The following is a 24,575-nucleotide window of genomic DNA, read 5'->3' as shown; positions in this document are numbered from 1 at the left end:
CGGCCATATCGGCGCGTAGTTCCGCGCGCCTTCCCGGACATTGAAAGACAGAAGAATGCACGCCTATCGCACCCACACCTGCGCAGACCTTCGCGCCGCCAACGTCGGTGAGGAAGTCCGTCTTTCGGGCTGGGTGCACCGGACGCGCGAGCATGCCAATGTGCTCTTCGTCGATCTTCGCGACCATTATGGCATCACCCAGATCGTGGTAGAGACCGGTTCGGATCTCTATCCGACGGTCAATGCGTTGGGTCCTGAATCCGTCCTGACCTTCACCGGCAAGGTTGCGGGGCGCTCGCCCGAGACGCTCAACCCGAAGCTGGCGACCGGCGAGATCGAAATCTATCCGACCGCGGTGACCGTGCAGTCCGCCGCCGAACGCTTGCCGCTGCCGGTGTTCGGCGAAACCGAATATCCCGAGGAAATCCGCCTCACCAACCGCTTCCTCGATCTCCGCCGCGAGCGGCTGCACAAGAATATCGTGCTGCGCTCGAACGTCATTTCGTCGCTCCGCCGCCGGATGATCGATCAGGGCTTCACCGAATTCCAGACGCCGATCCTGACCGCGAGCAGCCCCGAAGGCGCGCGCGACTATCTGGTCCCCAGCCGCGTCCACCCGGGCAAATTCTACGCGCTGCCGCAGGCGCCGCAGATGTTCAAGCAGCTGCTGATGGTCGCGGGCTTCGACCGCTATTTCCAGATCGCCCCCTGCTTCCGCGACGAGGACGCGCGCGCCGACCGGTCGCCCGGCGAATTCTACCAGCTCGATTTCGAGATGAGCTTCGTCACTCAGGATGACGTATTCAACGCGATCGAACCCGTGCTGCACGGCGTGTTCGAGGAGTTCGCCGATTTCGATGGCAAGGGCCGCACCGTGTCGCCGATGCCGTTCCAGCGCATTCCGTACCGCGAATCGATGCTGAAATATGGCAGCGACAAGCCGGATCTCCGCAACCCGCTGCTCGTCCACGACGTGGGCGATTTCTTTAAAGGATCGGGCTTCGGCCGCTTCGCCTCGATGGTCGAGGAAGGGCAGGTCGTTCGTGCCGTCGCCGCCCCCGAAACGCACGAGAAGAGCCGCAAATTCTTCGACGAGATGAATAGCTGGGCGCAATCGGAAGGTTTCCCGGGCCTCGGCTATGCGACGCAGAAGGACGGCGTCTTCGGCGGCCCGATCGCCAACAATCATGGCCAGGAGGGCATGAAGGCGATCGCCGACGCGATGGGTCTGGGCCCGAACGACGGCATCTTCTTCGCCGCGGGTGTCGAAGCAAAGGCGGCCAAGCTCGCCGGTCTTGCGCGGACACGCGTTGCTGATCAGCTGGGGCTGATCGACAAGAGCCGCTTCGAGTTCTGCTGGATCGTCGACTTCCCGATGTTCGAGACCGACGAGGACACCGGCAAGATCGATTTCAGCCACAACCCCTTCTCCATGCCGCAGGGCGAGATGGACGCGCTGGTGAACAAGGATCCGCTCGATATCCTCGCCTACCAGTATGACATCGTCTGCAACGGCGTCGAACTGTCGTCGGGTGCGATCCGCAACCATCGCCCCGACATCATGTATAAGGCCTTTGAAATTGCCGGCTATTCGCAGGCCGACGTCGACGCGAATTTCAGCGGCATGATCAACGCCTTCAAGTTCGGCGCCCCGCCGCACGGCGGTTCGGCACCGGGTGTCGACCGCATCGTGATGCTGCTCGCCGACGAGCCGAACATCCGCGAAGTGATCGTCTTCCCGATGACCCAGAAGGCCGAAGACCTGATGATGGGCGCGCCGGCGCCGGTCAGCGAAAAGCAGCTCAAGGAACTCAGCATCCGTCTCGTTGACGGCTCCAAGAGCTAGGGCGTGGACGGCGGGCCCCGCGAACACCGGCTGGATACGCCGGAAGGCGAAATCTGCTGGTTCGAATGGGGCGAGCCTTCGCCCGGCCGGGCATCGCTGCTGTTGCTTCACGCGACCGGCTTTCACGCCCGGTTGTGGGATCGGGTCGTTGCAGCGCTGCCCGCCGGAACGCACGTCGTCGCCCCCGATCATCTCGGGCACGGCCGCAGCGCCAAGCCCGCCTCGCTGTCCGATTGGGCGGCGACTTCGGACGCGCTGCTGCCGCTGGTCGATCGGTTGACCGGAAGTCCGCTGGTGGGCTGTGGCCACAGCATGGGCGGCTATGTCCTTACCCGCCTTGCCGCGCGCCGCCCCGCGGCCTTCCGTCATCTCGTGCTCGTCGATCCGGTCATCATGGAGCCGGCGCTGTATGACGAGGCGGCGGGGCAGCCCGTGCCCGATCCGGCCGGGCATCCCGTCGCACGCCGTCGCGCCCGCTGGGACGGGTGGGAAGCGATGAACGCCCATTTTGCGCAGCGGCCGCCCTATACCCATTGGCAGCCGGAGGTGCTCGCCGATTATTGCCGCTTCGGCCTGTTGCCCGCCGCGGAAGGCGAAGGCTTCGACCTGGCCTGCCCGCCAGCACTCGAGGCGTCGGTCTATCTGAATGCGCTGCGGACCAGCCCCTATCGCTGGCTCGAAGACATGGTGGCACCGGTCAGCGTGATCCGCGCCCGGACGGGCGAACGGACAAGCGCGCTCGACTTCTCGGTCAGCCCCACCTGGCCCGGCCTTGGCGATGCCCTGGGCGCGGTGCGCGACGAGCAATGGAGCGAGCATAGCCATTTTATCCCGATGGAAGCGCCCGAGCGCCTCGCTGCCTTGCTCGCCGACCTGCTCTGAAGAGGCGGCCGCGCTTTGACAGCCGTACCGGGCTGCGATAGCCCGTCGCGGGGTTGATCGGGGGAAGGAATATCATGGTCGATGCGCGTGCAGCCTTGGCGGCTGTTTGTCTGTGTCTCGCAGCGCCGGCGGGTGCCGAGGTGCTGACGATCGCGGCCGCCGAACCGGCGAATGCGGAGGCGAACGACCTCTATCGCCTTGCGGTCGAGCGGTTCGAAGGGCGCGACGGCGCTGTGTTCGCGCAGGCGCTGGAGGCTGAGCTTGGCGCCGCCGAGTTCGACGGGCGCCCCTACTTCCGGATCGTTGCGCCCGAATCGGGGGCGCCGGTCGATGCGCTGGTGACCGGCACGGTGCGCAGCAACGTCGAGGAGGTGCCCGTCACCGAAAAGCGCGACCGCTGCACCGAATATGATCCCGCCGACAAGAAGAAATGCCTGAACGAGGTGGAGGTCGAAATCCGCTGCCGCCGCCGCATCGCGACCGCCGCGACGACGGTACGGCTGGTGGCGATCGCCGACGGGTCGGTGCGCTATTCGCGGCCGCTGAACGCCCGCGACGAAATCACCTATTGCCCCGACCGCAGCGCATCGCGGACGGTCGAACAATTCGTCAATGCGACGCGCAAAAAGCAGGTCGAGGCGATCCGCGACGACCTTGCGCCGCGCCGCTATGTCCTCGACGTGCGCGTCGACGAGAATCGCAAGGGGCTGGCCAAGCCGGCGGCCGAGGCGTTCAAGAACGCGATCCGCCAGACCAAGAGCGACCAGGCCGGAGCGTGCGCGGCATGGACCGCGCTGACCCGCGATGCGGTGCCGACCGCGGCGCTTGCCTTCAACCTCGGCCTTTGTTCCGAAATGCAGGGCGATTTCGATGCCGCGATCGACTGGTACGGCGAGGCACAGCGGCAGGGATTGCGCGGCGAGGCCATTCCGGCGGCGTTGACGCGGATCGAACGCCATCGGCAAGCGATCGCCGACTGGCAGGCGCGCAAGCAGCTGATGGGTTACCAGTAAGGAAATAGCGGGTCGCTGTGCCAGAACACGACAATGGCGTTCCGCCCCTTGGTAAGCGCCCTATCTGTGGTCTAGGAAAGCCGCATGACCATTTCGCTTTCGGACCATGAATCGGGCGCCAAATATGACGGCGACTATGGCGACGACCTCAAGGCGCTGCAGGAGCGGCTCGAACGCGTCCAGGCCGCGCACATCACCCATGGCCAGCGCAGCATCATCATGTTCGAGGGCTGGGATGCCGGCGGCAAGGGCGGCATCATCAAGCGCCTGACCGCGCTGCTCGATCCGCGCTATTTCGAGGTATGGCCGATTTCTGCGCCGACCGAAGAAGAAAAATCACGCCATTTCCTGTGGCGCTTCTGGAAACGGCTACCCGGCAATCGCGAAATATCGATCTTTGACCGGAGCTGGTACGGGCGGGTTCTCGTCGAACGTGTCGAGGGCTTTGCGAGCGAAGCCGAGTGGCGCAAGGGCTATGACGAGATCAACGAGTTCGAGGCACAGCTCACCGGCAGCCGCACCAATCTCGTCAAGCTGTTCATCCACATCACGCAGGAAGAACAGGACAAGCGTTTCGCCGACCGGCTCGACGATCCGTGGAAGCGGTGGAAAACCGGCGCCGAAGATTATCGCAACCGGGCCAGGCGCAAGGACTATCTCGCCGCGATGGACGAGATGTTCGCGCAGACCGACACGCGCTGGGCGCCGTGGAAGGTGATCGACGGCAACAATAAGAAAGCGGCGCGGATCGCCGCGCTGACCCATGTCGCCGAGGCGCTGGAAGCCGCGGTGCCGATGACGCCGCCCGATCTCGATCCCGCAGTGGTCAAACTGGCGCACAAAGCCTTCGGCTACGCGGCAAAAGACTAGGTTTCTGGCGGCGCCCGGCTAGCAATCCCGGCGCCCAGCCGCTACATGGGGTTGATGAGCCGCGCCAAGAGATCCGATGACTGGGGTTTTCCCCGCTGGCGCCCCTATGGCTCGTCGCGCGAGGCGCAGAAGGTCCGGCTGTGCGACCGCCATGGCTGTGCCGAACCGGGCAACTGCCCCGCGCCCAAGTCGCCGAACAGCCCCGACCGCTGGTATTTCTGCGAGGCGCACGCCGCCGAATATAATCGCGGCTGGGACTATTTCGAAGGATTGAGCGCCGAAGATGCCGCGGCACGCGCCGCCGACGAAGCGCGCGGCGCGCGCAGCTATGCCCGCGCCCAGCATTATGCATGGGGCGGGTCGGGCGACGGCGGCCGCAGCGCCGACGAAATGCGCGCGCTCGAACTGCTCGGGCTCGACCCCGACGCCGATTTCGACGCGACGAAAAAGGCGTGGCGCGCCTATGCCAAGGAATGCCACCCCGACGTCAAGCCGGGCGACGAAGAGGCGGCCAAGCGCTTTGCGGCGGGGCAGGCGGCGTTCGAGGTGCTCAAACAGGCCGAAGAGCGAAAGAGCTGGAAGCCGGCCTAGCGCGTGGAGATATCCGCAAGCGGCTTGGAGTGGGAATATTCGCCTTCGTCACCCCGGACTTGATCCGGGGTCCACGACTTCGGCGCCGCAGTGGATCCCGGATCAAGTCCGGGATGACGAAAGTGTCGGAAGCAATGGCCGCTCCCCACTCCAGCACTGCTATTTATAGATGCACGCATCCAGCCCGTCGCGCTTCACGACGCCGATCCGCGCGCGGATCGTGTTGCCGTAGCGGCGGGTGAAGCCCGAGGGGCTCACCGCTTCGCGTTTCTTGGGCAGGGGCAGGATCGCAGCGATCCGCGCGGCTTCTGCCGGGGTAAGCTTAGCCGCGCCATGTTTGAAATAGCGCTGCGCTCCGGCCTCGACACCATAGGTTCCAAGCCCCGTCTCGGCGACGTTCAGATACACCTCCATGATCCGGCGTTTGCCCCAGATTTTTTCGATCAGGAAGGTGAACCACACCTCGGGCACCTTGCGCACGTAACGCGTCCAGCCGCTGCCTTGCCACAGGAAGACATTCTTCGCCGTCTGCTGGCTGATCGTCGACCCGCCGCGCATCCGCTTGCCCTTCGCGTTGCGCTCGATCGCCTGCTCGATCGCGTCGCGGTCGAAGCCGTCATGGCTGCAGAATTTGCCGTCCTCGGCCGCGATCGCCGCGGCGACCATGTTGCGGTCGATGTTGGGCAGGCCGGTCCAGTCCTTGGTGATCCCATTGCCGTCGGCTAGCATGGTGAAGGTCACTGGCGGCGGCACCACTGCATAGACGAGCACCCATAGGACCGAGGCGACGATGAACCAGAACAGCCATTTGAACGGCCGCAGATACCAGGGCAGCTTGCGGCGTTTGGCTTTCGGCGAGGCAGGACTCATCGCATCGTCTCTATCGCCGCGGCGGCGATGGTCAATCGGGGAAGCGGACGACGCTGTTGCTGGGGGGCAATGAGGGGCCCGTTCCCGCGGCGGTGACCGGCGGCCACGGCCCTTTGCCGAGATCCCCGATCGCGGCGTAGCGGCCGATCGTCCGGTAGCCGTCCAGCAGGAACGGCAGCCCCTCGGCGCCCAGCGGCGATGGGCTCGACGCGACGTGGAAATGGAGATGCGGTGACGATCCTTGCCCGGTCAGCCCGACGCGGCCGATTACGTCGCCCCGCTTTACCCGGTCGCCGACCTTGACCCGGACGCCCGGTTGCAAATGTTCGTAAAAGGCGAAGCGGCTGTCGCCAAGGTCGAGCGCGATATAATTGCCGGTCGCATCCCCGATCGCGACCTTCGGCAGGTCGGCGCGCAGTACCGGCTCGGCAAAATCGTTGCGAACCGCCGCAACGACCGCGTCGGCGACGGCGAGGACCTCGCTGCCGTGGCTGTAGGAATCGGCCAGCGACTTGCCGTCGCTGCGATCGAGCCGCCCGTTCGCATCGGCCTTCATCCAGTCGATCGCAAACCGCCCGGGGATCGTCGCCCGGCCGGCGGTTGCATAGACGACGCGGCGGTGGCCGCGTTCCATTTCGGGCCCATAGACCGCGACCCACGGGCCGCCGCGCAAGGGCGGGCCGAGCACCGGCAGCGGTCGGTCGTCGACGCCGATCGAACCGGCGTCGATTGCCGCTGCGCCAGCGCTCGTACGGATCGCTGCGCGGTGGCTCAGCGATTTTGGCGGCGCGCCTTCGGTCAGAGCGATGTCGAGATAGACGATAGCTCGCATGCCCGGTGCGATAACGACGCCGGAATCGCCGTTGCCGGCAGAAATCCCGCCTACCGCCGCCGACAGCGCGTCGCCCGCCAGTGTCGCCAGCGGCGCGCCGGTGACCGCATCGCTCACCGTCAGGCCATCGAGGCCTAATGGTGTCGAGGCAAAATTGGTGAGATGCAATTCATAGACCAGATGGACGCGATCGCCGATCCGCACCGGCGCCGGGCGGTAGGGCAACTGGGCGTTGAAGGCCTGGAGCACCACCGGGGCACCCGATGTCGCCGCCGGAAGCGGCGACGAAGGAACGGCCGCGACAGCCAGCAGGGTCAGAGCTTCAAGCGGCGTCATCCGCTTACTCTATGCCCTGCCGGATAGTTGGCAAGTGGCTCCGATGCCCCGGCTCAGGCGCCCACCAGCCGGCGGTCGCCCGCCAGCTTCAGCATCGCCTTTTGCAGCTTTTCGAAGGCGCGCACTTCGATCTGGCGCACGCGTTCGCGGCTGACGTCGTAAATCTGGCTCAAATCCTCAAGCGTCTTGGGATCGTCGGTCAGCCGGCGTTCGGTCAGGATATGGCGTTCGCGCTCGTTCAGCGTTTCGAGCGCTTCGCTGAGCAGCGAATGTCGGACGTCGCGTTCCTGCGCCTCGGCGACGCGCTCATCCTGCAACGGACCTTCGTCGCCGAGCAGATCCTGCCACTGGCTGTCGCCATCCTCGCCCATCGGGACGTTCAGCGAGGTGTCGCCGCCCATCGCCATGCGGCGGTTCATGCTGACCACCTCGTCCTCGGTCACGCCGAGGTCGGTCGCGATCTTCGCGACATGCTCGGGCGACAGGTCGCCGTCCTCGAACGCTTCGAGGTTGTTCTTCATCCGGCGGAGGTTGAAGAACAGCTTTTTCTGCGCGGCGGTGGTGCCCATCTTCACGAGGCTCCACGACCGCAGGATGAATTCCTGGATCGAGGCGCGGATCCACCACATCGCATAGGTGGCGAGGCGAAAGCCGCGTTCGGGGTCGAACTTCTTCACGCCCTGCATCAATCCAATGTTGCCTTCGCTGATCAGTTCGCTGACCGGCAGGCCATAGCCGCGGTATCCCATCGCGATCTTCGCGACGAGGCGGAGGTGCGAGGTGACGAGCTGCGCGGCAGCTTCATTGTCGCCATGCTCCTGGAAACGCTTTGCGAGCATATATTCCTGCTCGGGCGTCAGCAGCGGAAATTTGCGGATTTCGGCCAGATAGCGGTTCAGGCTCGCCTCACCGCCGAGCGCGGGCACCGTGGCCGGAACATTGCTTTTATTAGCCATTGTTAGCGTCTTCCCTAATTTTTCAGAGGAGAAATATGCCGCGGTTGGGTCCGGCGGTCGAGATAGATTTTCATTCGAAACTTAAACGCGCAATGCATCGATCAGTTCCCGCATATCGGCGGGGATTTCGCTGTCGAGCGCGATCCTGTTACCGGTCACCGGATGAATAAAGCCCAAATGGGCCGCGTGCAATGCCTGCCGCGCGAAATTCCGGGCTTTCAGCACCTCCGACAGCGGCTTTTTGGCGCGGCCGTAGACGGGATCTCCGACAAGCGGGTGGTCGATATGCGCCATGTGGACGCGGACCTGATGCGTGCGCCCCGTTTCAAGGCGACATTCGACCAGCGTCGCCCCTTTCAGTGGCTCGATCGTCCGGTAATGGGTAATCGCATGTTTGCCGCGCCCTTCGGCGACCACCGCCATCTTCTTGCGGTTGGTGCTCGACCGGCCGAGCGCGGCGTTTACCGTGCCGTTCGCGGGCATCGGCCGCCCGGTCGCGAGCGCGAGATAGCGGCGATCGATGCTGTGCGCGGCGAACTGCCTTGCCAGCCCTTCGTGCGCCTTGTCGTGCTTTGCGGCGACGATCAAACCGCTCGTATCCTTGTCGATGCGGTGAACGATTCCGGGCCGGGCGACGCCGCCGATCCCCGACAACTGTCCTGCGCAATGATGGAGCAACGCATTGACCATCGTCCCGTCGAGATTGCCCGCAGCGGGGTGGACCACCATTCCGGCGGGCTTGTCGACGACGATCAGATGTTCGTCCTCGAACGCAATCACCAAGTTCATGTCCTGCGCGACATTGTGCGCGGGCGCGGCTGCGGGAACGCGAACTTCCAGCGTAGCGGGCGCCGCCGCCTTGGCAGAGGGATCCCACAGCACCTGGCCGCTCGCATCGGCCACGCGTCCGCCCTTGATCAGCGTCTTCAGCCGCTCGCGCGAAAGTTCGGGGAGCGCTTCGGCAAGCGCGCGATCCAGACGCAGTCCGGCGGCATTGTCGCCAAGCGCAACGGTCAGTATTTCGTCGTCCCCCAACATTGGTTCGAATGTGGTGGTGAGGCATGGAATTTCAAGGGAAGGTCAGCCCATTCTCCTTCGTCATGCCGGAGTTGATCCGGCATCCATTCAGCCTCGCTGCTATGGACCGCGGATCAAGTCCGGGGTGACGAACGAAAGGGATTTGGCCTCGACGCATCAGGCTTGCCCTTAACCATATCCCTGCCGTAGGGAGCGTTCGCGAGCCGGAAATGTCCGGTCTGCGGGGAGCCCATTCATCCATGACCGACGATCGCGTCGATTTCGCCTCCATGCTGGCCTCGCGCCTGTGTCACGACCTGCTGAGTCCGGTGGGGGCGTTCGCCAACGGGCTCGAACTGCTCGCGGACGAAAAAGACCCCGAAATGCGGGCGCGCTGTATCGACCTGCTCGAACAAAGCGCGCGCACATCGGCCAACAAGCTCAAATTCTTCCGGCTGGCCTTCGGTTCGGCCGGGGGGTTCGGCGAGCGCGTCCCCGCCGACGAGGCGAAGTCGGCGATCGAGGGGATTATCGGCGACCGCGCGATCGATCTCAACTGGATGATCGGGAGCGAACCGCTGCCCAAGCCGGCGGTCAAGATCATCCTCAACCTGTCGCTGATCCTCGTCGATGCGCTGGTGCGTGGCGGGCGGCTCGACGTCGGCTGCGAAACGCAGGGTGACGGAATCGAAATTGCCCTGCATGTCGAGGCCGAGCGCCTGTTCCTCGACGCCGATGTCGAACGGATCTTGCAGGAAGGCGAGGGGGCGACCGCGATGACGTCGCGCACCGCGCCCGCCGTGCTCGTCCAGGCGGTCGCGGCGCAGAATGGCGGGACCGTCATGCTCGCGCGCGAAACCGCGACATCGCTGCTGGTCGGGGCGGTCCTCAAGGGGCGCTGAGCCCGGCGATTTTGGCTCCACGATTTTCTGTCGCCGCGCTGCCGCACAAACGCTCCATTAACCATTGTCCGCCATGGTCGTGCCAAGGAATTTGGGGCGCGCCGTTACCGTCATGGACGATCTGCTGAACGACTTTTTGGCCGAAACGGCCGAAATTCTCGCCGAAGCCGGCGGGGCGCTGGTCGCGTGGGAAGCCGATCCGACCGATCGAGCCCAGCTCGACGCGATTTTCCGCCTCGTTCACACGATCAAGGGCAGCTCGGGTTTCCTGGCGCTGCCGCGCGTCACCGCACTTTCACACGCCGCCGAGGAGGCGCTCGATCAGGTCCGCCGCGACACGCGTGCCGCTGACAGTGCGCTCGTTTCGGCGGTGCTGGCCGTCGTCGACCGGTTGTCGGAGCTTTGCCGGGCTCTCGGTAGCGATGGCGTCGAACCGGCGGGCAACGATGCCGATGTCATCGAGCCGCTCGCGATAGCCGAGGTCGTGCCCGAAGTGCCGGTGGAAGTCGCCGGGATCACCCTCCGCCGCGAGGATGATTTCGCCGCCGAATTACAGAGCTGGCGCTCGATCCGTGTTCCCCTGCCGCTGCTCGACACCGTGATGACCGGGGTCACCGACATCGTCCTCGCGCGCAACGAATTTGCCCGCATGCTCCGGGAATCGGGCGCCGATGTATCGCTCATCGCGTCTTTCGACCGCTTGTCGGACTCGATCGCCGGGATGCGCCAGTCGGTCAGCCAGATGCGGATGCAGCGCATCGACAAATTGTTCGCGCCACTACCGCGCATCGTCCGCGACCTCGCGCAGGATCTCGGCAAGAAGGTCAAATTCACCACCAGCGGCGGGGAGGTCGAACTCGACCGCGAGATGATGGAAAATATCCGCGACCCGTTGATCCACATCGTCCGCAACGCGATCGATCACGGGATCGAGCCGCTCGACGAACGCGTCGCGGCGGGCAAGGGGATCACCGCGACGATTTCGGTCGCGGCGCGCCAGTCGGGCAACCAGATCGAGATTGCGGTGCGCGACGACGGCCGCGGCCTGTCTGCAGACATGCTGGTCCAGAAGGCGATCGCGGCGCGCATCGTCACCGCCACCGAGGCGCGCGCGCTGACCGCGAAGGACAGGCTTGAGCTCATCTTTCGCCCGGGGTTTTCGACCGCGGCCAAGGTCACGGCGATTTCGGGCCGCGGCGTCGGCATGGATATCGTCAAGGCGAACCTCGAAAAAATCGGCGGCGTCGTCGAATTGCGTAACGACGAGGGGCGGGGCCTGACCATATTGCTGCGCGTCCCGATGACGCTGACGATCATCTCGGGCCTGATGGTGCGCGCGGCCGGACAATATTTTGCCCTTCCGCGGGGCGCGGTGCGTGAAATCCTGCTCGAAACGAGCGATACCGTCCGCATCGATCGCGTCGGCGGCGGCGAGCTGGCGACAGTGCGCGGCGAACAATTGCCGCTGCTGCGGCTCGAGGACGTTCTCGGCTGCACGCGCGACGAACAGGACGACGTCGATGATCGCGCGCTCGTCGTGATCCGGCCGGGGCAGGGGCAAAGCTATGCGCTCAGCGTCGCGGCGATCCACGACCATGAGGAACTGGTGATCAAGCCGGCGGCGCCGATGATCATGGCGACGGGCCTCTATGCAGGCACCACCTTGCCCGACAACGGCCGGCCGGTGTTGCTCCTCGATGTCCAGGGCATGCTCGCCGCGTCGGGGATCGACGCGTCCGAAGAGGGCCGCAGCGGCGATGCCGAGGCGGCGGCCGCCGACGAAGCGGAAAGCGCGCGTCATGCCACCCAATTGCTGCTGTTCCGCGATATGAACGGGCGGACGCGCGGCGTCCATCTCTCTGCGATTGAACGTGTCGAGGAGGTGCCGGCGGCATCGATGTTCGAAAGCGCGGGCAGGGTTCAGGTCCGGATTGGCGAAGATATCTTCCCCGTTCACGCGACAACGCATGAGGGCGGCGGCGAGACGCTCAAGCTTCTGCGGATTCACGACGGGCGCGCCGTCCTTTGCTATCCGATCGCATCGGTGGTCGATATCGTCCGTCTGCCCGACGTCATCCAGCCGGCGGCGGCACCGGGTCTCATCGCCGGCGTCATTCTTGTCGGCGATGAGCCGGTCGAACTCCTCGATCCCTTCTGGCTGATGGCACAATATGGCGCCGGCCATCCCGCGCCGATGCTCCGTCAGCCGCTCTGCCGCCTTGCCGGCGACGATGACGGCTGGGGCAGCAATTTTCTGACGCCGATCCTGCTCAACGCGGGGTACCGCGTCATATCCGGGGACGAAGCCGGCGAAGCGCCCGATGTGCTGCTTTGCCTGTCGGATGAAGCCGATGCCTGCGTGCACCCCGGTGACGCGATCCCGGTCATTCGCCTGCGTGCTTCGCTCTCCGCAAGCGGACCGGGTGACGAAACCGTCTATCGCTACGATCGCGCCGCGCTGCTCGACGCGCTGCGCAGCCGGGTCGGGGGAGGCCGGGCATGATGGAAAAACTCTATCTGATCGCGCGTATCGCCGACACCCGCGTCGCGCTGCGCAGCCAGTCGATCAATTCGGTGGTCACCGTCGGAACGCCGGTCGAGGTGCCTGCGGCGCCGCCGCACGTTGCGGGGCTCTTCGCGCTGCGCAGCCGCGTCTTCACGCTGATCGATCCGCATGTCGTTGTCGGGCTTGCGCCCGTCCCCGTGGTGCCGGGGCAACGGGTCATCGTCGTTGATGTGGCCGAGCATGGCTATGCGCTGCTCGCCGACGAGATCGAGGATGTCTGTTTTATCGACGCGCCGGAGACGCGGGTGGTGGGCAAGCTGCTGCCCGGGTGGGCGCGCGTGGCGGAGGCGGTGATCGAACATCGCGGCGCTTCGCTGCTGGTCGTCGATCCGTCGCATTTCGTCACTCTGCCGGTTCAGACGGCAGCGTGACCCCTATCGTAATTAATCGGGTCGTTAACGGGCTGGACACCCCTTCGCCATAACGTGGCGGAAATCCCCGGGGGTCGGAGGTCAATATGTCGAAATCGTGTCTGGTCGTCGATGATAGCAAGGTGATTCGCAAGGTCGCCCGCCATATTCTTGAAAGCATGTCTTTTGCGGTGGAGGAGGCGGCCGACGGGCAGGAGGCGCTAACCTTTTGCCGCGCACATCGTCCCGACGTGATCCTGCTCGACTGGAACATGCCGGTGATGAGCGGGATGGAATTTCTCGGGGCGTTCAACGACCTCGACTATGGACGGGCGGAACGGCCGCGCGTCGTTTTCTGCACCACCGAAAACAGCATCGACCATATCCGCGCTGCGATCGAAGCTGGCGCCGACGAATATGTGATGAAGCCGTTCGATCGCGAAACGCTGGAAGGAAAATTGCAGCTCGTCGGGGTCGCCTGACGCGCGGCATGGCGACGACGCGGCGCCTTCTTCCCGAAAATCCGCCGGATGCCGACCTGCCGGCGACGCGTGCGGTTCGCGTGATGCTCGTCGACGACAGCCTCGTCGTGCGCAGCATCCTCGAACGCATCGTCGACCAGCACCCCGGGCTCAAGATTTGCGCCTCGGTCGCCTCGGCGCACGACGCGCTGGCCTTTCTCGCCTGTGAGCCGGTCGACGTCGTCATCCTCGACATCGAAATGCCGGGAATGAACGGCATCGACGCGCTGCCGCACATTATCGAGCGGGCGGACAACGCCCGCGTTCTGATCCTCTCGTCGAACTGCGTCGAGGGCGGTCCCGCGGCGATCGAGGCGCTGGCGCTCGGCGCGAGCGACACGCTCGCCAAGCCCGGCCGCGGCAGTTTTTCGGGGCGCTTCGCCGAAGTGCTGACCGAGCGTATCCTGTCGCTGGGGCAGCTGCCGATGCCTGCCGTCGCGCAGGTGGCGCGGCAGGCGATGCGCCCGCCGGCTCCCGTCGCGGTCGACGCCATCCAGTCGATCGACTGCATCGCGGTCGCCGCGTCGACGGGCGGCATTCCGGCGTTCGCGACTTTCCTCGCGCATCTCGATCGCCGGATCACTGCGCCGATCCTGCTGACCCAGCATCTGCCCGACGCCTTCATGGAATTTTACGCGCGACAGATCGCGACGATGACCGAACGTCCCGTGCATGTCGCGGCGGCGGGCATGCCGATCGAGCGCGGCCATATCTATCTGGCGCCCGGCGATGCGCATCTGACGGTGGTTGCCAGCGGCCGGCGCCGCGAGATTGTGCTCGATCGCCGCCAGACCGACAACGGCTGTTGTCCGTCGGCCGACCCGATGTTCGCCTCGGTCGCCGAAACTTATGGCGAGGGCGGGGTGGCCGTGGTCCTCAGCGGCATGGGACGCGACGGCGCGAGCGGCGCGGCGCGGCTGAAGGCCGCGGGCGGTACCGTTTTCGCGCAGGCGCCCGAAAGCTGCGTGATCTGGGGCATGCCCGGCGCGGTGGCGAAAGCGGGCGTTGCTGCGGCAACGCTCAACCCCGATGCGATTGCCCTGATGCTGGGCAGCTTCCTCGCCGGACGGCGTGGGTCATGATGGGGAGCAGCGCCAGCGAATCGGCGTACCGCGTCCTGATGGGCGTGCTGGAATCGCGCACCGGCCAGACGCTGTCGCCGAACCGGATCTGGCGGATCGAAATGTCGCTGAAGCCGGTAATGCAGCGCCACGGCATCGCCGACCTCGACGCGCTGGTGGCGGCGCTCTTGACCTCGAACAGTCGCGGACTGCTTGACGACACGGTCGATGCGATGCTCAACAACGAAACCTATTTCTATCGCGAATATAGTGTCTTCGATGACATTGCTTCGACAGCGCTCGAACAGTTGCGCAAGATCAACGCGGCGCAGCGGCGGGTCACCATCTGGCACTGTGGCGTGTCGACCGGGCAAGAAGCCTATTCGATGGCGATGCTACTCGCCGAACAGGATGCCCGGTGGGCGGGCTGGCAGGTCGACATCGTCGGCACCGATGTCAGCCGGCACGCGGTTTCGCGAGCGCGGATCGGGCTGTATAGCCAGTTCGAGATCCAGCGCGGGCTACCCGTCCAGCGCATGGTGCGCTGGTTCGACCAGGCCGACGGTGGCTGGCTTGCCAAGGCCGAAATTCGCCGCCGCATCGATTTTTCGGTGCAGAACATGCTCACCGACCGGCCGCCGCTGGGCAGTCCGGCCGACCTCATCTTCTGCCGCAACCTGCTGCTTTATTTCTCGCTGCCGATGCGGCAGAAGGCGTTCGCGCGGCTGCGCGCCATGGCGGCGCCGCACAGCTTCCTCGTCCTCGGGGCGGGTGAGACCGTGCTCGGCCAGACCGACCAGTTCGTCGCCAGTCCGCGGCTGCGTGGTCTCTACGAGCCCGCCGACCAGCAGGCGAGGCGGGCGACCGCTGCCTGAGCTTGCAATTTGTCCGGCGCTGGCGCAATCGGGGCGGGGGCTGATTGAGGACGGGCAACGACACGCATGAGCGATTTCATCGAACGCTGGTCTCCCAATTTCGACGACCGCGCCCTGCCTGTCTCGATGATCGTGCTGCATTATACCGGTATGAAGACCGGCGCCGAAGCCATTGATCGGCTTGCCGATGCCGAGGCCAAGGTGTCCGCGCACTATGTCGTCAGCGAGGACGGGCAGATCACCCATATGGTGCCCGAGGAGAAGCGCGCCTGGCACGCCGGAAAATCGCACTGGCGCGGGGTCAGCGACATTAATTCGGCGAGCGTGGGGATCGAGATCGTCAATCCAGGGCACGAATGGGGCTACACGCCCTTTCCCGATCCGCAAGTCGCCTCGGTCGTGCGCCTCGTCCACCTGATCAAGGACCGCCACGCGATCACGCGCGGCAACGTCGTCGGCCATTCGGACATTGCGCCGACGCGCAAGCAGGACCCCGGCGAGCTGTTCCCTTGGGAGGAACTGGCGCGCCGCCGCCTCGCTCTGCCGCGCCCGACCAAGAAGCTGACCGACCCCTTGTGGACCGACGCCGGTTTCCTGTTGGCGCTCGAACGTTTCGGTTATGACGTGACCGACGGTTTCGCCGCGACGGTCGCCTTCCAGCGCCGGTTCCGCCCCGAACTGATCGACGGGACGATCGACGGCGAATGCCGCGCCATCCTGCTCGCGCTGCTGTTGCCACAGCCCGAAGGCAATTGACTCGTCAAACCCGGCCAAAGGGCCTATAATCGTCCGCGCCAGAGGGTCGGGCGATCGCCGCCGCGCAAGCGGGGGAGGAAAGTCCGGGCTCCACGGAAACCACGGTGCCGGATAACGTCCGGCGGCCTCCGCAAGGGGGTTAGGGAAAGTGCCACAGAGAGAAGACCGCCAACGGCTTCGGCCCGGCGAAAGGTGAAAGGGTGCGGTAAGAGCGCACCGCGCGGACGGTAACGGACGCGGCATGGCAAACCCCACCGGGAGCAAGGTCGAATAGGGATGGCACGGATTTATCCAGGGTCGGTTCCGGCCCCGCCGTCCGGGTTGACTGCTTGAGCGTTCGGGTAACCGTCCGCCTAGAGGAATGATCGCCTATCCCCCGTCAAAGGGGGTGGACAGAACCCGGCTTACAGACCCTCTGGCATTTCTCTCCCGAAGCAAGGCGCGGAACCCCGCGCCGCAGGTCCGCGTATTAACCGGACCAGAAGGGAGACGAACCATGAAAGTCGTCGAGGATCATGTCGAAGTCACCGAGACCGAGGCGAGCAGCGGGGTCAAGGGACATAATGTCCGCTATGTGCTCGCCATTTCGCTGATCGCGGCGATTGTCGTGCTATCGGCGGTATGGATAATCCCCGCACTGCTGCAGCCCTAGGTACTGCTGCTATTTCGCCTTGGTAAAGGCGACGAGCTGTTCCTCGGGATCGGGCGTATCCGCCATATAGACAGGTTTCGAGGGACGTTTGAAGCGGGTCACGAACGCATCCTCATAGGTCGGGTCCTCGCCCTCGCCGGTCAGCTTCAGCGTCTTGGTCTCGACGTCGCCGGTGAGGAGGTTCCAGCTCATCTCATTGCCGTCATGGGCATAGGTACGGCTGTAGACGGTGGCGTCGAGCCCGATCAGCCGCAGCTTCGGCTCGACCTTGTCGGCGCGATAGCGGTAGGTCGCCGAAAGCGCGGTGGTGCCGCCGGTCAGATTCTTGATCGTGAGCACCCCCTTGCTGATCGACAGCTCGGCGGGGCCCAGCGCGTCGGGCGCCAGCTTGAAATCGCCGCCGGGCTGATGCCCGAAATCGACCTCGCTGCGATAGCTGAGCACGACATAGACATGCCGCTCGTCGGGGCTCGCGACGATAAACGCCGTGTCGGGATCGCCGTCGCTGTTGAGATCGCCATCGACGCGGCCCTCGATCTCCTCGCCAAGCTCGAGCTGGTCGAAGAGGAACTGGTCGGTGATCGGCGGGCGTGCCGGTGCAGCATGGGCGGCGCCCTGCAGAAGCAGCGTCGCCAGAAAGATCGCTTTTCTCATCCCCGCATTCTCCCCTCCGCCGCCAGCTTATCAGCGATTAACCGATCGTCCAGTTGCCATCGGTGATAGTCAGATTGGCGGTCGGTCGATGCCGGTTTTTGGGTGGGGGAGGGATAGCGCCTATGGTGTCAATTTTGGGGATAATCGACGCGGATCACTTCCCATTCCTTCGGTCCGGCCGGGAGTTGCACGGTTCTGAGGTCAGCGACCGCCGCGCCGCGCAGGGCGCGGGCGAGGGGGCTGTTCCAGCCGATGCGGCCGTCGCCCGCGTCGGCCTCGTCGTCGCCGACCAGCGTGACGATGCGCCGTACGTCATCGTCGTCGGCGAGCTCGACGGTCGCGCCGAACCAGATACGGCTCTTGTCGGGCTGTGCCGCCGGATCCACGACGCGCGCCGCTTTCATACGCCGGGCGAGAAAGGACAGGCGCCGGTCGATCTCGCGCAGCCTTTTGCGGCCGTAGATATAGTCGCCATTCTCGCTGCGGTCGCCGTTGCCGGCTGCCCAACTGATCGTTTCGACCAGCTTCGGGCGTTCGGTCGCGAACAGCGCATCATATTCGGCGCGCAGCGCGGCGAAGCCCGCCGGAGAAATGATGTTGGTCTTCTCCCCCGCCACCGGCGCTTATCCCGGCGTGCGTTTGCCGAGATAGAAGCTGAGCGGTGCCTGCGGCAGCGTCCGCCCGTCGCGCAGCGTGTCGTAGACGACGGCGTTTTCGAGCACGCGCTGGACATAGTTGCGCGTCTCGAAGATCGGAATCGCCTCGATCCAGTCGACCATTTCGACGCCGCCGCCGCGCGGGTCGCCGTTGGCGCGCAGCCATTTGTTCACATTGCCGGGGCCGGCGTTGTACGCCGCGACCGCCAGCGGATAGCTGCCGCCGAAATAGCTCAGCATCTGCTGGAAATAGGTCGAGCCCAGCATCATGTTGTAATTGGTGTCGGTCGTGAGCGATCCGGCGTCATAGCTGAGCCCCAGCTTGCCCGCGACCTCGCGTGCCGTGCCCGGCATCAACTGCATCATCCCGCGTGCCCCGGCGTGACTGATCGCCTGCCGGTCGAACTGGCTTTCCTGCCGGGTGATCGCGTGGATGAAGGTCCAGTTGCTTTCGTGGCCGGCCGGGACACGGACGGTCGGAAAGCCCGATACTTCGACGGCGTCGAGGCTGTTCGCTTGCGCGCTGCGGCCGATCATCACGCCGAGGTCGGGGCGGCCGATCTGCGACGCCAGTTGGCCGGCGAGGACATGGTCGGCGGGCGAGGTCGCCTTCTGCGCTAGCGCACGCAGGAACAGCGACTGTTCGCGCCAGGCGCCGATCTCGCCCAGCGCGCGGGCGGCGCGGACGAGGCGGTCGTCGCCGAACGCCCGCTTTTCGTCTTCGCTCACCTGGATCGAGGGAACCGGCGTCGGCTTCGGTTGCGGCCGGTTCAGCCGCTCGAGCGACAATTGTCCGTAGAACTGGTCATAATGCTGGGCGGCATCGGCAAAGGCCGCATTGGCGGTCGCGGGATCGCCCGCGGCCAGCGCCGCACGGCCTGCCCAATAGAAGCCCTTCGTCCGCGTCTGCGCCGAGCGCGCCGCTTCGCCATAATTGCGGAACAGGCGTACCGCCTCGGCAGGTCGGCGGAGGTTCTTGTAGGCGAGCTGGCCCGCCAGCCAGGCGAGCGACGTATAATCGTCGCGGATGCCGAGCGGCGTCTCGCGGATCACCGTGCCGGGCGGCAGCGCATCGTCGAGCTGCCGCGCGATATTATAGGCCGTCTGCTTGTCGCCCGCGGCATCGGCTTGCCGTGCATTGGTGAGCAACGTTTCGAGCCATTCCTCGGCATCGGTCGGCGCGGCGGCGAGCGACCGCGGTGCGGCGAGCAAAGCACGGGCTTCGCCGACCCGGCCGCCCTTGCGCAGCCACGTCGCCTTGTCGGTGATATAGCCGGCGTCGGTGCGGGTGAGCGACGGGTTCGCGCTCTCGACCGCCATCGCCTGCATCGCGGCGTCGACCGCGCCGCTGCGCATCGCGAGGCGGGCGGCAAAGATGTTGCGCTTCTCGGGCGACGTATAGGCAAGCTGGCGGCCCGCCGCCGCGGTGGCGCCGAGCCACAGCAGCCGGTCCATTCGCGCATCGTGATCGGCGGGCGTCAGCGCGCCGGGAAAGAAGCTCAGCGCCCGGCTCGCTTCATAATCGTCGAGCGCGCCGCTCGTCCATGCGCGGCGGACGGCGGCATTGGCCTCGTCGCGGCGTCCGGTCGCGTTGAGCGCGAGCGCCATGCGCAGGTGGCCGCTCGCAGTCTGCGGCGGATAGGCGGCGAAATAGGCGAGGGTGCGCGACGGGTCGAAACTGTCGAGCGCGATCGCCTTTTCGGCGCGATTGCGCATCTTGTCGGCGTCGGGCCAGCCCTTGTTCGCCATCAGGAAGCGCGACAACTGGTCGAAGGAGGCGCCCGTGTTCGCGGTCAGCCGCCGCCATTCCATCACCGCGTCGCCGACCGAACTGGTCGCGGGCGGCGGACCCGAGGCCGACGCGAGCCCCATCTGGGCGCGGTACCAGGCCATTTGTTCGGGGGTGAGTTCGCTGGCGGTGGCAGCAGTGGGGACGAGCAGGGCCGCGGCGAGCGCGAGGCGGGAAATCCTGGGCAGCGAGATCATAGCGGCCATACTAATGCCAAACTCCTTGCGGGGCGCTGAATAGACGTCCATTAGGCGGCGCGCCTGAGATTCCTATCGGTCGCGGGCCTGTTTTTGTAAAGGAGCGGAGCATGTTCTCGGGTTCGATTCCCGCCTTGGTGACGCCATTTCGCGATGGAGCGTTCGACGCGCCGGCCTTCAAACGGCTGGTCGAGTGGCAGATCGACGAGGGAACGAGCGCGCTGGTCCCGTGCGGCACGACCGGCGAGAGCCCGACGCTCGGCTTCGACGAGCATTATCAGGTCATCGACGCCTGCGTCGAGGCGGCGGCGGGCCGCGTCCCGGTGATCGCCGGCTGCGGGTCGAACGACACCGCGACCGCGATGCGCCACATGCGCCACGCGCAGGCCGCCGGAGCCACCGCGGCGCTGGTCGTCGCGCCCTATTACAACCGCCCGACGCAGGAGGGCATGCTCGCGCATTTCAGGGCGCTTGCCGATGCGTCGGACCTGCCGATCGTCGTTTATAACGTCCCCGGCCGCACCGTCGCCGACATCAGCGCCGAGACGATGTGCAAGCTCGCCGAAATCCCCTCGGTCGTTGCGATCAAGGATGCGAGCGGCGACCTCGCCCGCGTGACGGTTCATCGTGCGGGCGCGGGGACGGACTTCTGTCAGCTTTCGGGCAACGACGATCTATGGCTGCCGCACGCCGTCATGGGCGGCGTCGGCTGCATTTCGGTCACCGCCAATGTCGCACCGCGGCTCTGCGCGGAGTTTGCTGCGGCGTGTGCCGCCGCCGACTGGGCGAAGGCGCTGGCGTTGCATGACCGGCTGTTCGATCTCCACAAGGCGATGTTCTCCGACGCGTCGCCGGGACCGGCCAAATATGCGCTGTCGCGTATCCATGACTGGTTTTCGCCCGAAGTGCGCCTACCTATCATTCCGGCGTCGGACGCATCGCGTGCCGCCGTCGATGCCGCGCTGTCGTCGGCAGGAGTGATCTGAGCTTTCGTCATGGCCCGTCCGCAGTCCGCCGCCGAATTCGACAAGAAGAAGGTCGTCGCCGAGAACCGGCGCGCGCGCTTCGACTATGCGATCGAACAGGTGTTCGAAGCGGGGATCGCGCTGCAGGGCACCGAGGTGAAGTCGCTGCGCTTCGGCGAAGGGACGATCGCCGAAAGCTATGCCGAGGTGACCGGCGGCGAGGTTTGGTTGATCAACGCCAACATCCCCGAATTCAGCCACGGCAACCGCTTCAACCATGAGCCGAAGCGGCCGCGCAAACTGCTGCTCAACGGGCGCGAGATCAACAAGCTGCACGCGGGCGTGATGCGGCAGGGCATGACGCTGGTGCCGCTCAGCGTCTATTTCAACAGCCGCGGCCGGGCGAAGGTCGAACTGGCGCTCGCCAAGGGCAAGAAGGCGCACGACAAGCGGGAATCGATCAAGGAACGCGACTGGAAGCGCGACAAGCAACGGCTGATGAAAGAGCGCGGATGAGCGGGGCAGGAAAGAAGCCGCGCGACAAAGCCGCGGTGATGAACTGGATTCGGCGCAATTCCCCCAGCCGCGAGGAATTGCTGGAAAGCCGTTTCATCAAGCCGTTTGCCCACCGCGTCGCGCACAGCCATCTGTGGCGTTTCACGCGGACCTCGGTCCGCCGCGGCACCGCGCTTGGACTGTTTGTCGGCATTTTTTTCCTGATCCCCGGCGTGCAGATATTGGGCGTCGCGCTGCTTGCGCTACCGTTTCGCGCCAATATTCCAGTCGGGGCGGCGATGACCTTCCTGTCGAATCCGGTCACCACGCCGCTGATTCTCGCGGCGTCGGTGTGGCTGGGCAGCGCGCTGTTCGGCATGCACACCAACGTGTCGAACCTCTATATCCTCTATGACGAAGGCGCTTCGCTGGTCGAATGGTGGCACTGGTTCACCGCCAACGCGGGAACGGCGCTGCTCGGCGGCCTTGCCGGGCTGTTCGTCATCTCGGTTGTTTCGGCGGTCGTCGGCTATGTCCTCGCCTCGGTGATTTGGGATAGCTGGATTCGCCTACGCTGGCGGCAAAAGATTCGCCGCGCTCGCGACAAACGACTTGAGGCATCGACGAGCGACACGGCCGCCGGTTGAACCCTCGAAGACGCGGCGTATAGCTGGTCTATCGCTCAAGACCGGCCTGCATGGGCGGGGCGGCCTTTCGAAATGTCTCGAAATCCGGGGAATAAAATGTCTCGTCTCAATGTCTCTTCGCGCCTGATGGCGACCGCTGCGCTTGGCGCAATCCTGACCGGCATCGTCCCGGCGACCAGCGCCGCGGCACAGGAAAGCGCGCCCGCCGCGTCTGTCGGCACGGATGCCGGCAAGCCCGAAATCGGCGATTTCGGGTTCGACACCAGCGGCATGGACAAGAGCGTCCAGCCCGGCGACGATTTCTACGCCTATGCCAACGGTACCTGGGCGAAGAACACCCAGATTCCGGCCGACAAGTCGAACTATGGCATGTTCACCGCGCTTGGCGACCTGTCGCAGAAGCGCACGCAGGAAATCCTCGAGGCAGCGAAGGGCGACCCGAACAGCATGATCGGCCGCGCCTATGCGTCGTACCTCGATTCTGCCGCGGTGGAGGCCAAGGGGCTTGCACCGATCGAGCCGTGGCTGGCGAAGGTCCGCGGTGTCGATAAGGCCGGCCTCGCCGCGCTGCTCGCCGAAGCCGACCGCAACGGCATTCCGCATTTCTTCGGCGGTTATGTCGGGCAGGACGACAAGAATCCCGAAGTCTATATCTATTCGATGGGGCAGGGCGGCATCGGCATGCCCGATCGCGATTTCTACCTGAAGGACGGCGAACGCAACACGAAGCTGCAGGCTGCTTATCTCGCGCATCTCCAGAATGTTCTGACGCTGGCGGGCGAGAAGGATGCCGCGGCGCGCGCCAAGGCGATCTATGATTTCGAAAAGCAGGTCGCGACCGTCCACTGGGACAAGAACGACAGCAGCGACGCGGTCAAGGTCTATAACAAGATGACGGTCGCCGAGCTGGCAAAGGCGGCGCCGGGCTTCGACTGGGCGACCTTCATCCGCGGCGTCGGGGTCAAGGAAGACACACTGCTGGTCGCGCAGCCGAGCGCCTTCACCGGCGAAGCCAAGCTGCTCGCCGATGCGCCGATCGGCGTCATCCGCGACATATTGATCGTCCGCAGCCTCGACGGCTTCTCCGACGTGCTGCCCGACGCGGTCGCACAGGAAGCCTTTGCCTTTTATGGCACCGCGCTGTCGGGCACGCCGCAGATGCAGGAGCGCTGGAAGCGCGCGGTCGATTTCACCACGGGCAATATGGGCGAGGCCGTCGGTCAGGATTATGTCGCCAAATATTTCCCGCCCGAAACCAAGGCAGCGATGGACGTGCTGGTCAAGAATGTCCTCGCGGCGCTCGACACCCGCATCGGCAACCTGAGTTGGATGCAGCCCGAAACCAAGGTCAAGGCGAAGAAGAAACTCGCCAACTTCACGACCAAGATCGGCTACCCCGACCAGTGGAAGAATTACAGCGCGCTGGAAATCAAGGCCGACGACCTGTTCGGCAACGCGCTTCGCTCGAACCAGTTCGCGCACGACGACAATATCAGCCGCCTTGGCGGTCCGATCCGTCGCTGGGAGTGGGGGATGACCCCGATGGAAGTGAACGCCTATGCCAATTTCGGCATGAACGAGATCGTCTTTCCCGCCGCGATCCTGCAGCCGCCCTTCTTCGATCCCAACGCCGACGCCGCGATCAACTATGGCGGCATCGGCGCCGTCATCGGCCACGAGATCAGCCACCATTTCGACGATCAGGGCGCGAAGTATGACGAGACCGGCAAGCTCGCCGACTGGTGGACCCCCGCCGACGTCGCGGCGTTCGAGGCGGCGGGCAAGGCGCTCGTCGCGCAATATGACGCCTATGAGGTGCTGCCCGGCGAACATCTCGACGGAACCTTCACGCTTGGCGAGAATATCGGCGACCTCGCCGGGCTGACGATCGCCTATGATGCGTACAAGAAGTCGCTTGGCGGCAAGGAAGCGCCGGTGATCGACGGGCTGAGCGGCGACCAGCGCTTCTTCCTGGGCTGGGCGCAGGTCTGGCGGCGCAACTATCGCGACCAGAATCTGTCGCAGCGGATCACCACCGATCCGCATTCGCCGTCGATTCAGCGGTCTTGGGTCTCGCGCAACCTTGACCCGTGGTATAAGGCCTATAACGTCAAGGAAGGCCAGAAGCTTTATCTGGCGCCGAAAGATCGCGTCCGCATCTGGTAACGCCAACAGGAAAGATTGTCATTGACCGCGCAAAGCCTGCCTGCCGCTGAGGAAGATTTCAGCAGGGAGGCGGGCCCGGGCGGCCCGTTGCTGGTCCCGCCGACCCTGTC

The 24,575-nt window shown here is 65.2% G+C and carries 24 protein-coding genes and 1 other RNA gene; 18 read left to right on the top strand and 7 right to left on the bottom strand.

The genetic code is table 11. The annotated features are described in order from the left end of the window. Nucleotides 1-55 precede the first annotated feature (55 nt). From aspS to AN936_RS11750, 5 genes are all read left to right on the top strand, one after another. Complete coding sequence (aspS, locus tag AN936_RS11770) at nt 56-1,846, top strand: aspartate--tRNA ligase (protein ID WP_054588325.1); 1,791 nt, start codon at nt 56-58, stop codon at nt 1,844-1,846. Between the two features lie 3 nt (nt 1,847-1,849). Then, nucleotides 1,850-2,728, top strand: coding sequence for an alpha/beta fold hydrolase (locus AN936_RS11765; RefSeq protein ID WP_054588324.1), 879 nt, complete (start codon nt 1,850-1,852; stop codon nt 2,726-2,728). A 74-nt stretch (nt 2,729-2,802) separates the two neighbouring features. Further along, a complete protein-coding gene (locus AN936_RS11760) occupies nt 2,803-3,741 on the top strand; it encodes a hypothetical protein (RefSeq protein ID WP_054588323.1) in 939 nt (312 codons plus the stop codon). 84 nt (nt 3,742-3,825) lie between these two features. Beyond that, nucleotides 3,826-4,611 carry a polyphosphate kinase 2 family protein gene (locus tag AN936_RS11755; protein ID WP_054588322.1) on the top strand — a complete coding sequence of 262 codons (786 nt, stop codon included), beginning with the start codon at nt 3,826-3,828 and terminating at the stop codon, nt 4,609-4,611. Between the two features lie 54 nt (nt 4,612-4,665). Beyond that, nucleotides 4,666-5,202 carry a J domain-containing protein gene (locus AN936_RS11750; RefSeq protein ID WP_054588321.1) on the top strand — a complete coding sequence of 179 codons (537 nt, stop codon included), beginning with the start codon at nt 4,666-4,668 and terminating at the stop codon, nt 5,200-5,202. Nucleotides 5,203-5,361: 159 nt separating this feature from the next. On the opposite strand, the gene mtgA is transcribed toward AN936_RS11750, so the two are convergent. From mtgA to AN936_RS11730, 4 genes are all read right to left on the bottom strand, one after another. Beyond that, nucleotides 5,362-6,072, bottom strand: a complete 711-nt coding sequence (mtgA, locus tag AN936_RS11745; protein ID WP_054588320.1) for a monofunctional biosynthetic peptidoglycan transglycosylase — start codon at nt 6,070-6,072, stop codon at nt 5,362-5,364. 31 nt (nt 6,073-6,103) lie between these two features. Next, a complete protein-coding gene (locus tag AN936_RS11740; RefSeq protein WP_054588319.1) occupies nt 6,104-7,240 on the bottom strand; it encodes a M23 family metallopeptidase in 1,137 nt (378 codons plus the stop codon). 53 nt (nt 7,241-7,293) lie between these two features. Continuing rightward, a complete protein-coding gene (gene rpoH, locus AN936_RS11735) occupies nt 7,294-8,196 on the bottom strand; it encodes an RNA polymerase sigma factor RpoH (protein ID WP_054588318.1) in 903 nt (300 codons plus the stop codon). Nucleotides 8,197-8,277: 81 nt separating this feature from the next. Beyond that, on the bottom strand, nt 8,278-9,234 hold the full coding sequence (locus tag AN936_RS11730; protein ID WP_054588317.1) for an RluA family pseudouridine synthase: 957 nt from the start codon (nt 9,232-9,234) through the stop codon (nt 8,278-8,280). Nucleotides 9,235-9,473: 239 nt separating this feature from the next. On the opposite strand from AN936_RS11730, the gene AN936_RS11725 reads away from it, so the two are divergent. The 9 genes from AN936_RS11725 to AN936_RS25250 all read left to right on the top strand — a co-directional run bounded on the left by AN936_RS11725 (nt 9,474) and on the right by AN936_RS25250 (nt 16,896). Next, nucleotides 9,474-10,115 carry a histidine phosphotransferase family protein gene (locus AN936_RS11725; protein ID WP_054588316.1) on the top strand — a complete coding sequence of 214 codons (642 nt, stop codon included), beginning with the start codon at nt 9,474-9,476 and terminating at the stop codon, nt 10,113-10,115. A gap of 112 nt (nt 10,116-10,227) precedes the next feature. Further along, on the top strand, nt 10,228-12,618 hold the full coding sequence (locus AN936_RS11720) for a chemotaxis protein CheA (protein WP_054588315.1): 2,391 nt from the start codon (nt 10,228-10,230) through the stop codon (nt 12,616-12,618). Further along, nucleotides 12,615-13,052, top strand: coding sequence for a chemotaxis protein CheW (locus AN936_RS11715; RefSeq protein WP_054588314.1), 438 nt, complete (start codon nt 12,615-12,617; stop codon nt 13,050-13,052). Before AN936_RS11720 ends, AN936_RS11715 begins: the two co-directional genes overlap by 4 nt. 86 nt (nt 13,053-13,138) lie before the next feature. Next, the gene (locus tag AN936_RS11710) at nt 13,139-13,513 is read left to right on the top strand and encodes a response regulator (protein ID WP_054588313.1); all 375 of its coding nucleotides are present in this window, start codon (nt 13,139-13,141) and stop codon (nt 13,511-13,513) included. 8 nt (nt 13,514-13,521) lie between these two features. After that, entirely contained in the window at nt 13,522-14,634 is a 1,113-nt protein-coding gene (gene cheB / locus AN936_RS11705) for a chemotaxis-specific protein-glutamate methyltransferase CheB (protein WP_054588312.1), read from the top strand. Beyond that, nucleotides 14,631-15,488, top strand: a complete 858-nt coding sequence (locus tag AN936_RS11700; protein ID WP_054588311.1) for a CheR family methyltransferase — start codon at nt 14,631-14,633, stop codon at nt 15,486-15,488. The genes cheB and AN936_RS11700 overlap by 4 nt, the downstream gene beginning before the upstream one ends. A gap of 66 nt (nt 15,489-15,554) precedes the next feature. Further along, nucleotides 15,555-16,244, top strand: a complete 690-nt coding sequence (locus AN936_RS11695; RefSeq protein ID WP_054588310.1) for an N-acetylmuramoyl-L-alanine amidase — start codon at nt 15,555-15,557, stop codon at nt 16,242-16,244. A 38-nt stretch (nt 16,245-16,282) separates the two neighbouring features. Beyond that, nucleotides 16,283-16,667, top strand: an RNA gene (rnpB, locus tag AN936_RS22260) — RNase P RNA component class A. A 73-nt stretch (nt 16,668-16,740) separates the two neighbouring features. After that, a complete protein-coding gene (locus AN936_RS25250) occupies nt 16,741-16,896 on the top strand; it encodes a hypothetical protein (protein ID WP_173585655.1) in 156 nt (51 codons plus the stop codon). A 9-nt stretch (nt 16,897-16,905) separates the two neighbouring features. Here the strand turns inward: AN936_RS25250 and AN936_RS11690 are convergent, their stop codons facing one another. From AN936_RS11690 to AN936_RS11680, 3 genes are all read right to left on the bottom strand, one after another. Beyond that, complete coding sequence (locus AN936_RS11690; protein WP_054588309.1) at nt 16,906-17,550, bottom strand: hypothetical protein; 645 nt, start codon at nt 17,548-17,550, stop codon at nt 16,906-16,908. Nucleotides 17,551-17,678: 128 nt separating this feature from the next. Then, nucleotides 17,679-18,167, bottom strand: coding sequence for a transcription elongation factor GreB (gene greB, locus AN936_RS11685; protein WP_054588308.1), 489 nt, complete (start codon nt 18,165-18,167; stop codon nt 17,679-17,681). Nucleotides 18,168-18,173: 6 nt separating this feature from the next. Continuing rightward, nucleotides 18,174-20,201: a lytic transglycosylase domain-containing protein gene (locus tag AN936_RS11680; protein ID WP_054588307.1), complete on the bottom strand. Its 2,028-nt coding sequence runs from the start codon at nt 20,199-20,201 to the stop codon at nt 18,174-18,176. A gap of 101 nt (nt 20,202-20,302) precedes the next feature. On the opposite strand from AN936_RS11680, the gene dapA reads away from it, so the two are divergent. The 4 genes from dapA (at nt 20,303) to AN936_RS11660 (ending at nt 24,465) form a co-directional block, all read left to right on the top strand. Beyond that, nucleotides 20,303-21,178 carry a 4-hydroxy-tetrahydrodipicolinate synthase gene (gene dapA / locus AN936_RS11675; protein WP_054588306.1) on the top strand — a complete coding sequence of 292 codons (876 nt, stop codon included), beginning with the start codon at nt 20,303-20,305 and terminating at the stop codon, nt 21,176-21,178. A gap of 9 nt (nt 21,179-21,187) precedes the next feature. Then, complete coding sequence (smpB, locus tag AN936_RS11670) at nt 21,188-21,673, top strand: SsrA-binding protein SmpB (protein WP_054588305.1); 486 nt, start codon at nt 21,188-21,190, stop codon at nt 21,671-21,673. Continuing rightward, entirely contained in the window at nt 21,670-22,299 is a 630-nt protein-coding gene (locus AN936_RS11665; protein WP_084758297.1) for a DUF2062 domain-containing protein, read from the top strand. The genes smpB and AN936_RS11665 overlap by 4 nt, the downstream gene beginning before the upstream one ends. A 126-nt stretch (nt 22,300-22,425) precedes the next feature. Further along, on the top strand, nt 22,426-24,465 hold the full coding sequence (locus AN936_RS11660; protein WP_054588304.1) for a M13 family metallopeptidase: 2,040 nt from the start codon (nt 22,426-22,428) through the stop codon (nt 24,463-24,465). Nucleotides 24,466-24,575: the final 110 nt, after the last annotated feature.

Source organism: Sphingopyxis macrogoltabida, from assembly GCF_001307295.1.
Taxonomy (GTDB): domain Bacteria; phylum Pseudomonadota; class Alphaproteobacteria; order Sphingomonadales; family Sphingomonadaceae; genus Sphingopyxis; species Sphingopyxis macrogoltabida_B.
Note: the sequence above shows the minus strand (reverse complement) of the source record. Positions and strands in the feature narration are given on the sequence as shown.

Coding starts and splice junctions, on each gene's coding strand:
- mtgA (WP_054588320.1), bottom strand. CDS start 6,072: ATGAGTCCTGCCTCGCCGAAAGCCAAACGCCGCAAGCTGCCCTGGTAT.
- AN936_RS11750 (WP_054588321.1), top strand. CDS start 4,666: ATGAGCCGCGCCAAGAGATCCGATGACTGGGGTTTTCCCCGCTGGCGC.
- AN936_RS11695 (WP_054588310.1), top strand. CDS start 15,555: ATGAGCGATTTCATCGAACGCTGGTCTCCCAATTTCGACGACCGCGCC.
- AN936_RS11715 (WP_054588314.1), top strand. CDS start 12,615: ATGATGGAAAAACTCTATCTGATCGCGCGTATCGCCGACACCCGCGTC.
- AN936_RS11720 (WP_054588315.1), top strand. CDS start 10,228: ATGGACGATCTGCTGAACGACTTTTTGGCCGAAACGGCCGAAATTCTC.
- AN936_RS11710 (WP_054588313.1), top strand. CDS start 13,139: ATGTCGAAATCGTGTCTGGTCGTCGATGATAGCAAGGTGATTCGCAAG.
- AN936_RS11740 (WP_054588319.1), bottom strand. CDS start 7,240: ATGACGCCGCTTGAAGCTCTGACCCTGCTGGCTGTCGCGGCCGTTCCT.
- aspS (WP_054588325.1), top strand. CDS start 56: ATGCACGCCTATCGCACCCACACCTGCGCAGACCTTCGCGCCGCCAAC.
- AN936_RS11690 (WP_054588309.1), bottom strand. CDS start 17,550: ATGAGAAAAGCGATCTTTCTGGCGACGCTGCTTCTGCAGGGCGCCGCC.
- dapA (WP_054588306.1), top strand. CDS start 20,303: ATGTTCTCGGGTTCGATTCCCGCCTTGGTGACGCCATTTCGCGATGGA.
- AN936_RS11730 (WP_054588317.1), bottom strand. CDS start 9,234: ATGTTGGGGGACGACGAAATACTGACCGTTGCGCTTGGCGACAATGCC.
- AN936_RS25250 (WP_173585655.1), top strand. CDS start 16,741: ATGAAAGTCGTCGAGGATCATGTCGAAGTCACCGAGACCGAGGCGAGC.
- AN936_RS11665 (WP_084758297.1), top strand. CDS start 21,670: ATGAGCGGGGCAGGAAAGAAGCCGCGCGACAAAGCCGCGGTGATGAAC.
- AN936_RS11680 (WP_054588307.1), bottom strand. CDS start 20,201: ATGGCCGCTATGATCTCGCTGCCCAGGATTTCCCGCCTCGCGCTCGCC.
- cheB (WP_054588312.1), top strand. CDS start 13,522: ATGGCGACGACGCGGCGCCTTCTTCCCGAAAATCCGCCGGATGCCGAC.
- rpoH (WP_054588318.1), bottom strand. CDS start 8,196: ATGGCTAATAAAAGCAATGTTCCGGCCACGGTGCCCGCGCTCGGCGGT.
- AN936_RS11725 (WP_054588316.1), top strand. CDS start 9,474: ATGACCGACGATCGCGTCGATTTCGCCTCCATGCTGGCCTCGCGCCTG.
- AN936_RS11660 (WP_054588304.1), top strand. CDS start 22,426: ATGGCGACCGCTGCGCTTGGCGCAATCCTGACCGGCATCGTCCCGGCG.
- AN936_RS11700 (WP_054588311.1), top strand. CDS start 14,631: ATGATGGGGAGCAGCGCCAGCGAATCGGCGTACCGCGTCCTGATGGGC.
- AN936_RS11760 (WP_054588323.1), top strand. CDS start 2,803: ATGGTCGATGCGCGTGCAGCCTTGGCGGCTGTTTGTCTGTGTCTCGCA.
- AN936_RS11755 (WP_054588322.1), top strand. CDS start 3,826: ATGACCATTTCGCTTTCGGACCATGAATCGGGCGCCAAATATGACGGC.
- smpB (WP_054588305.1), top strand. CDS start 21,188: ATGGCCCGTCCGCAGTCCGCCGCCGAATTCGACAAGAAGAAGGTCGTC.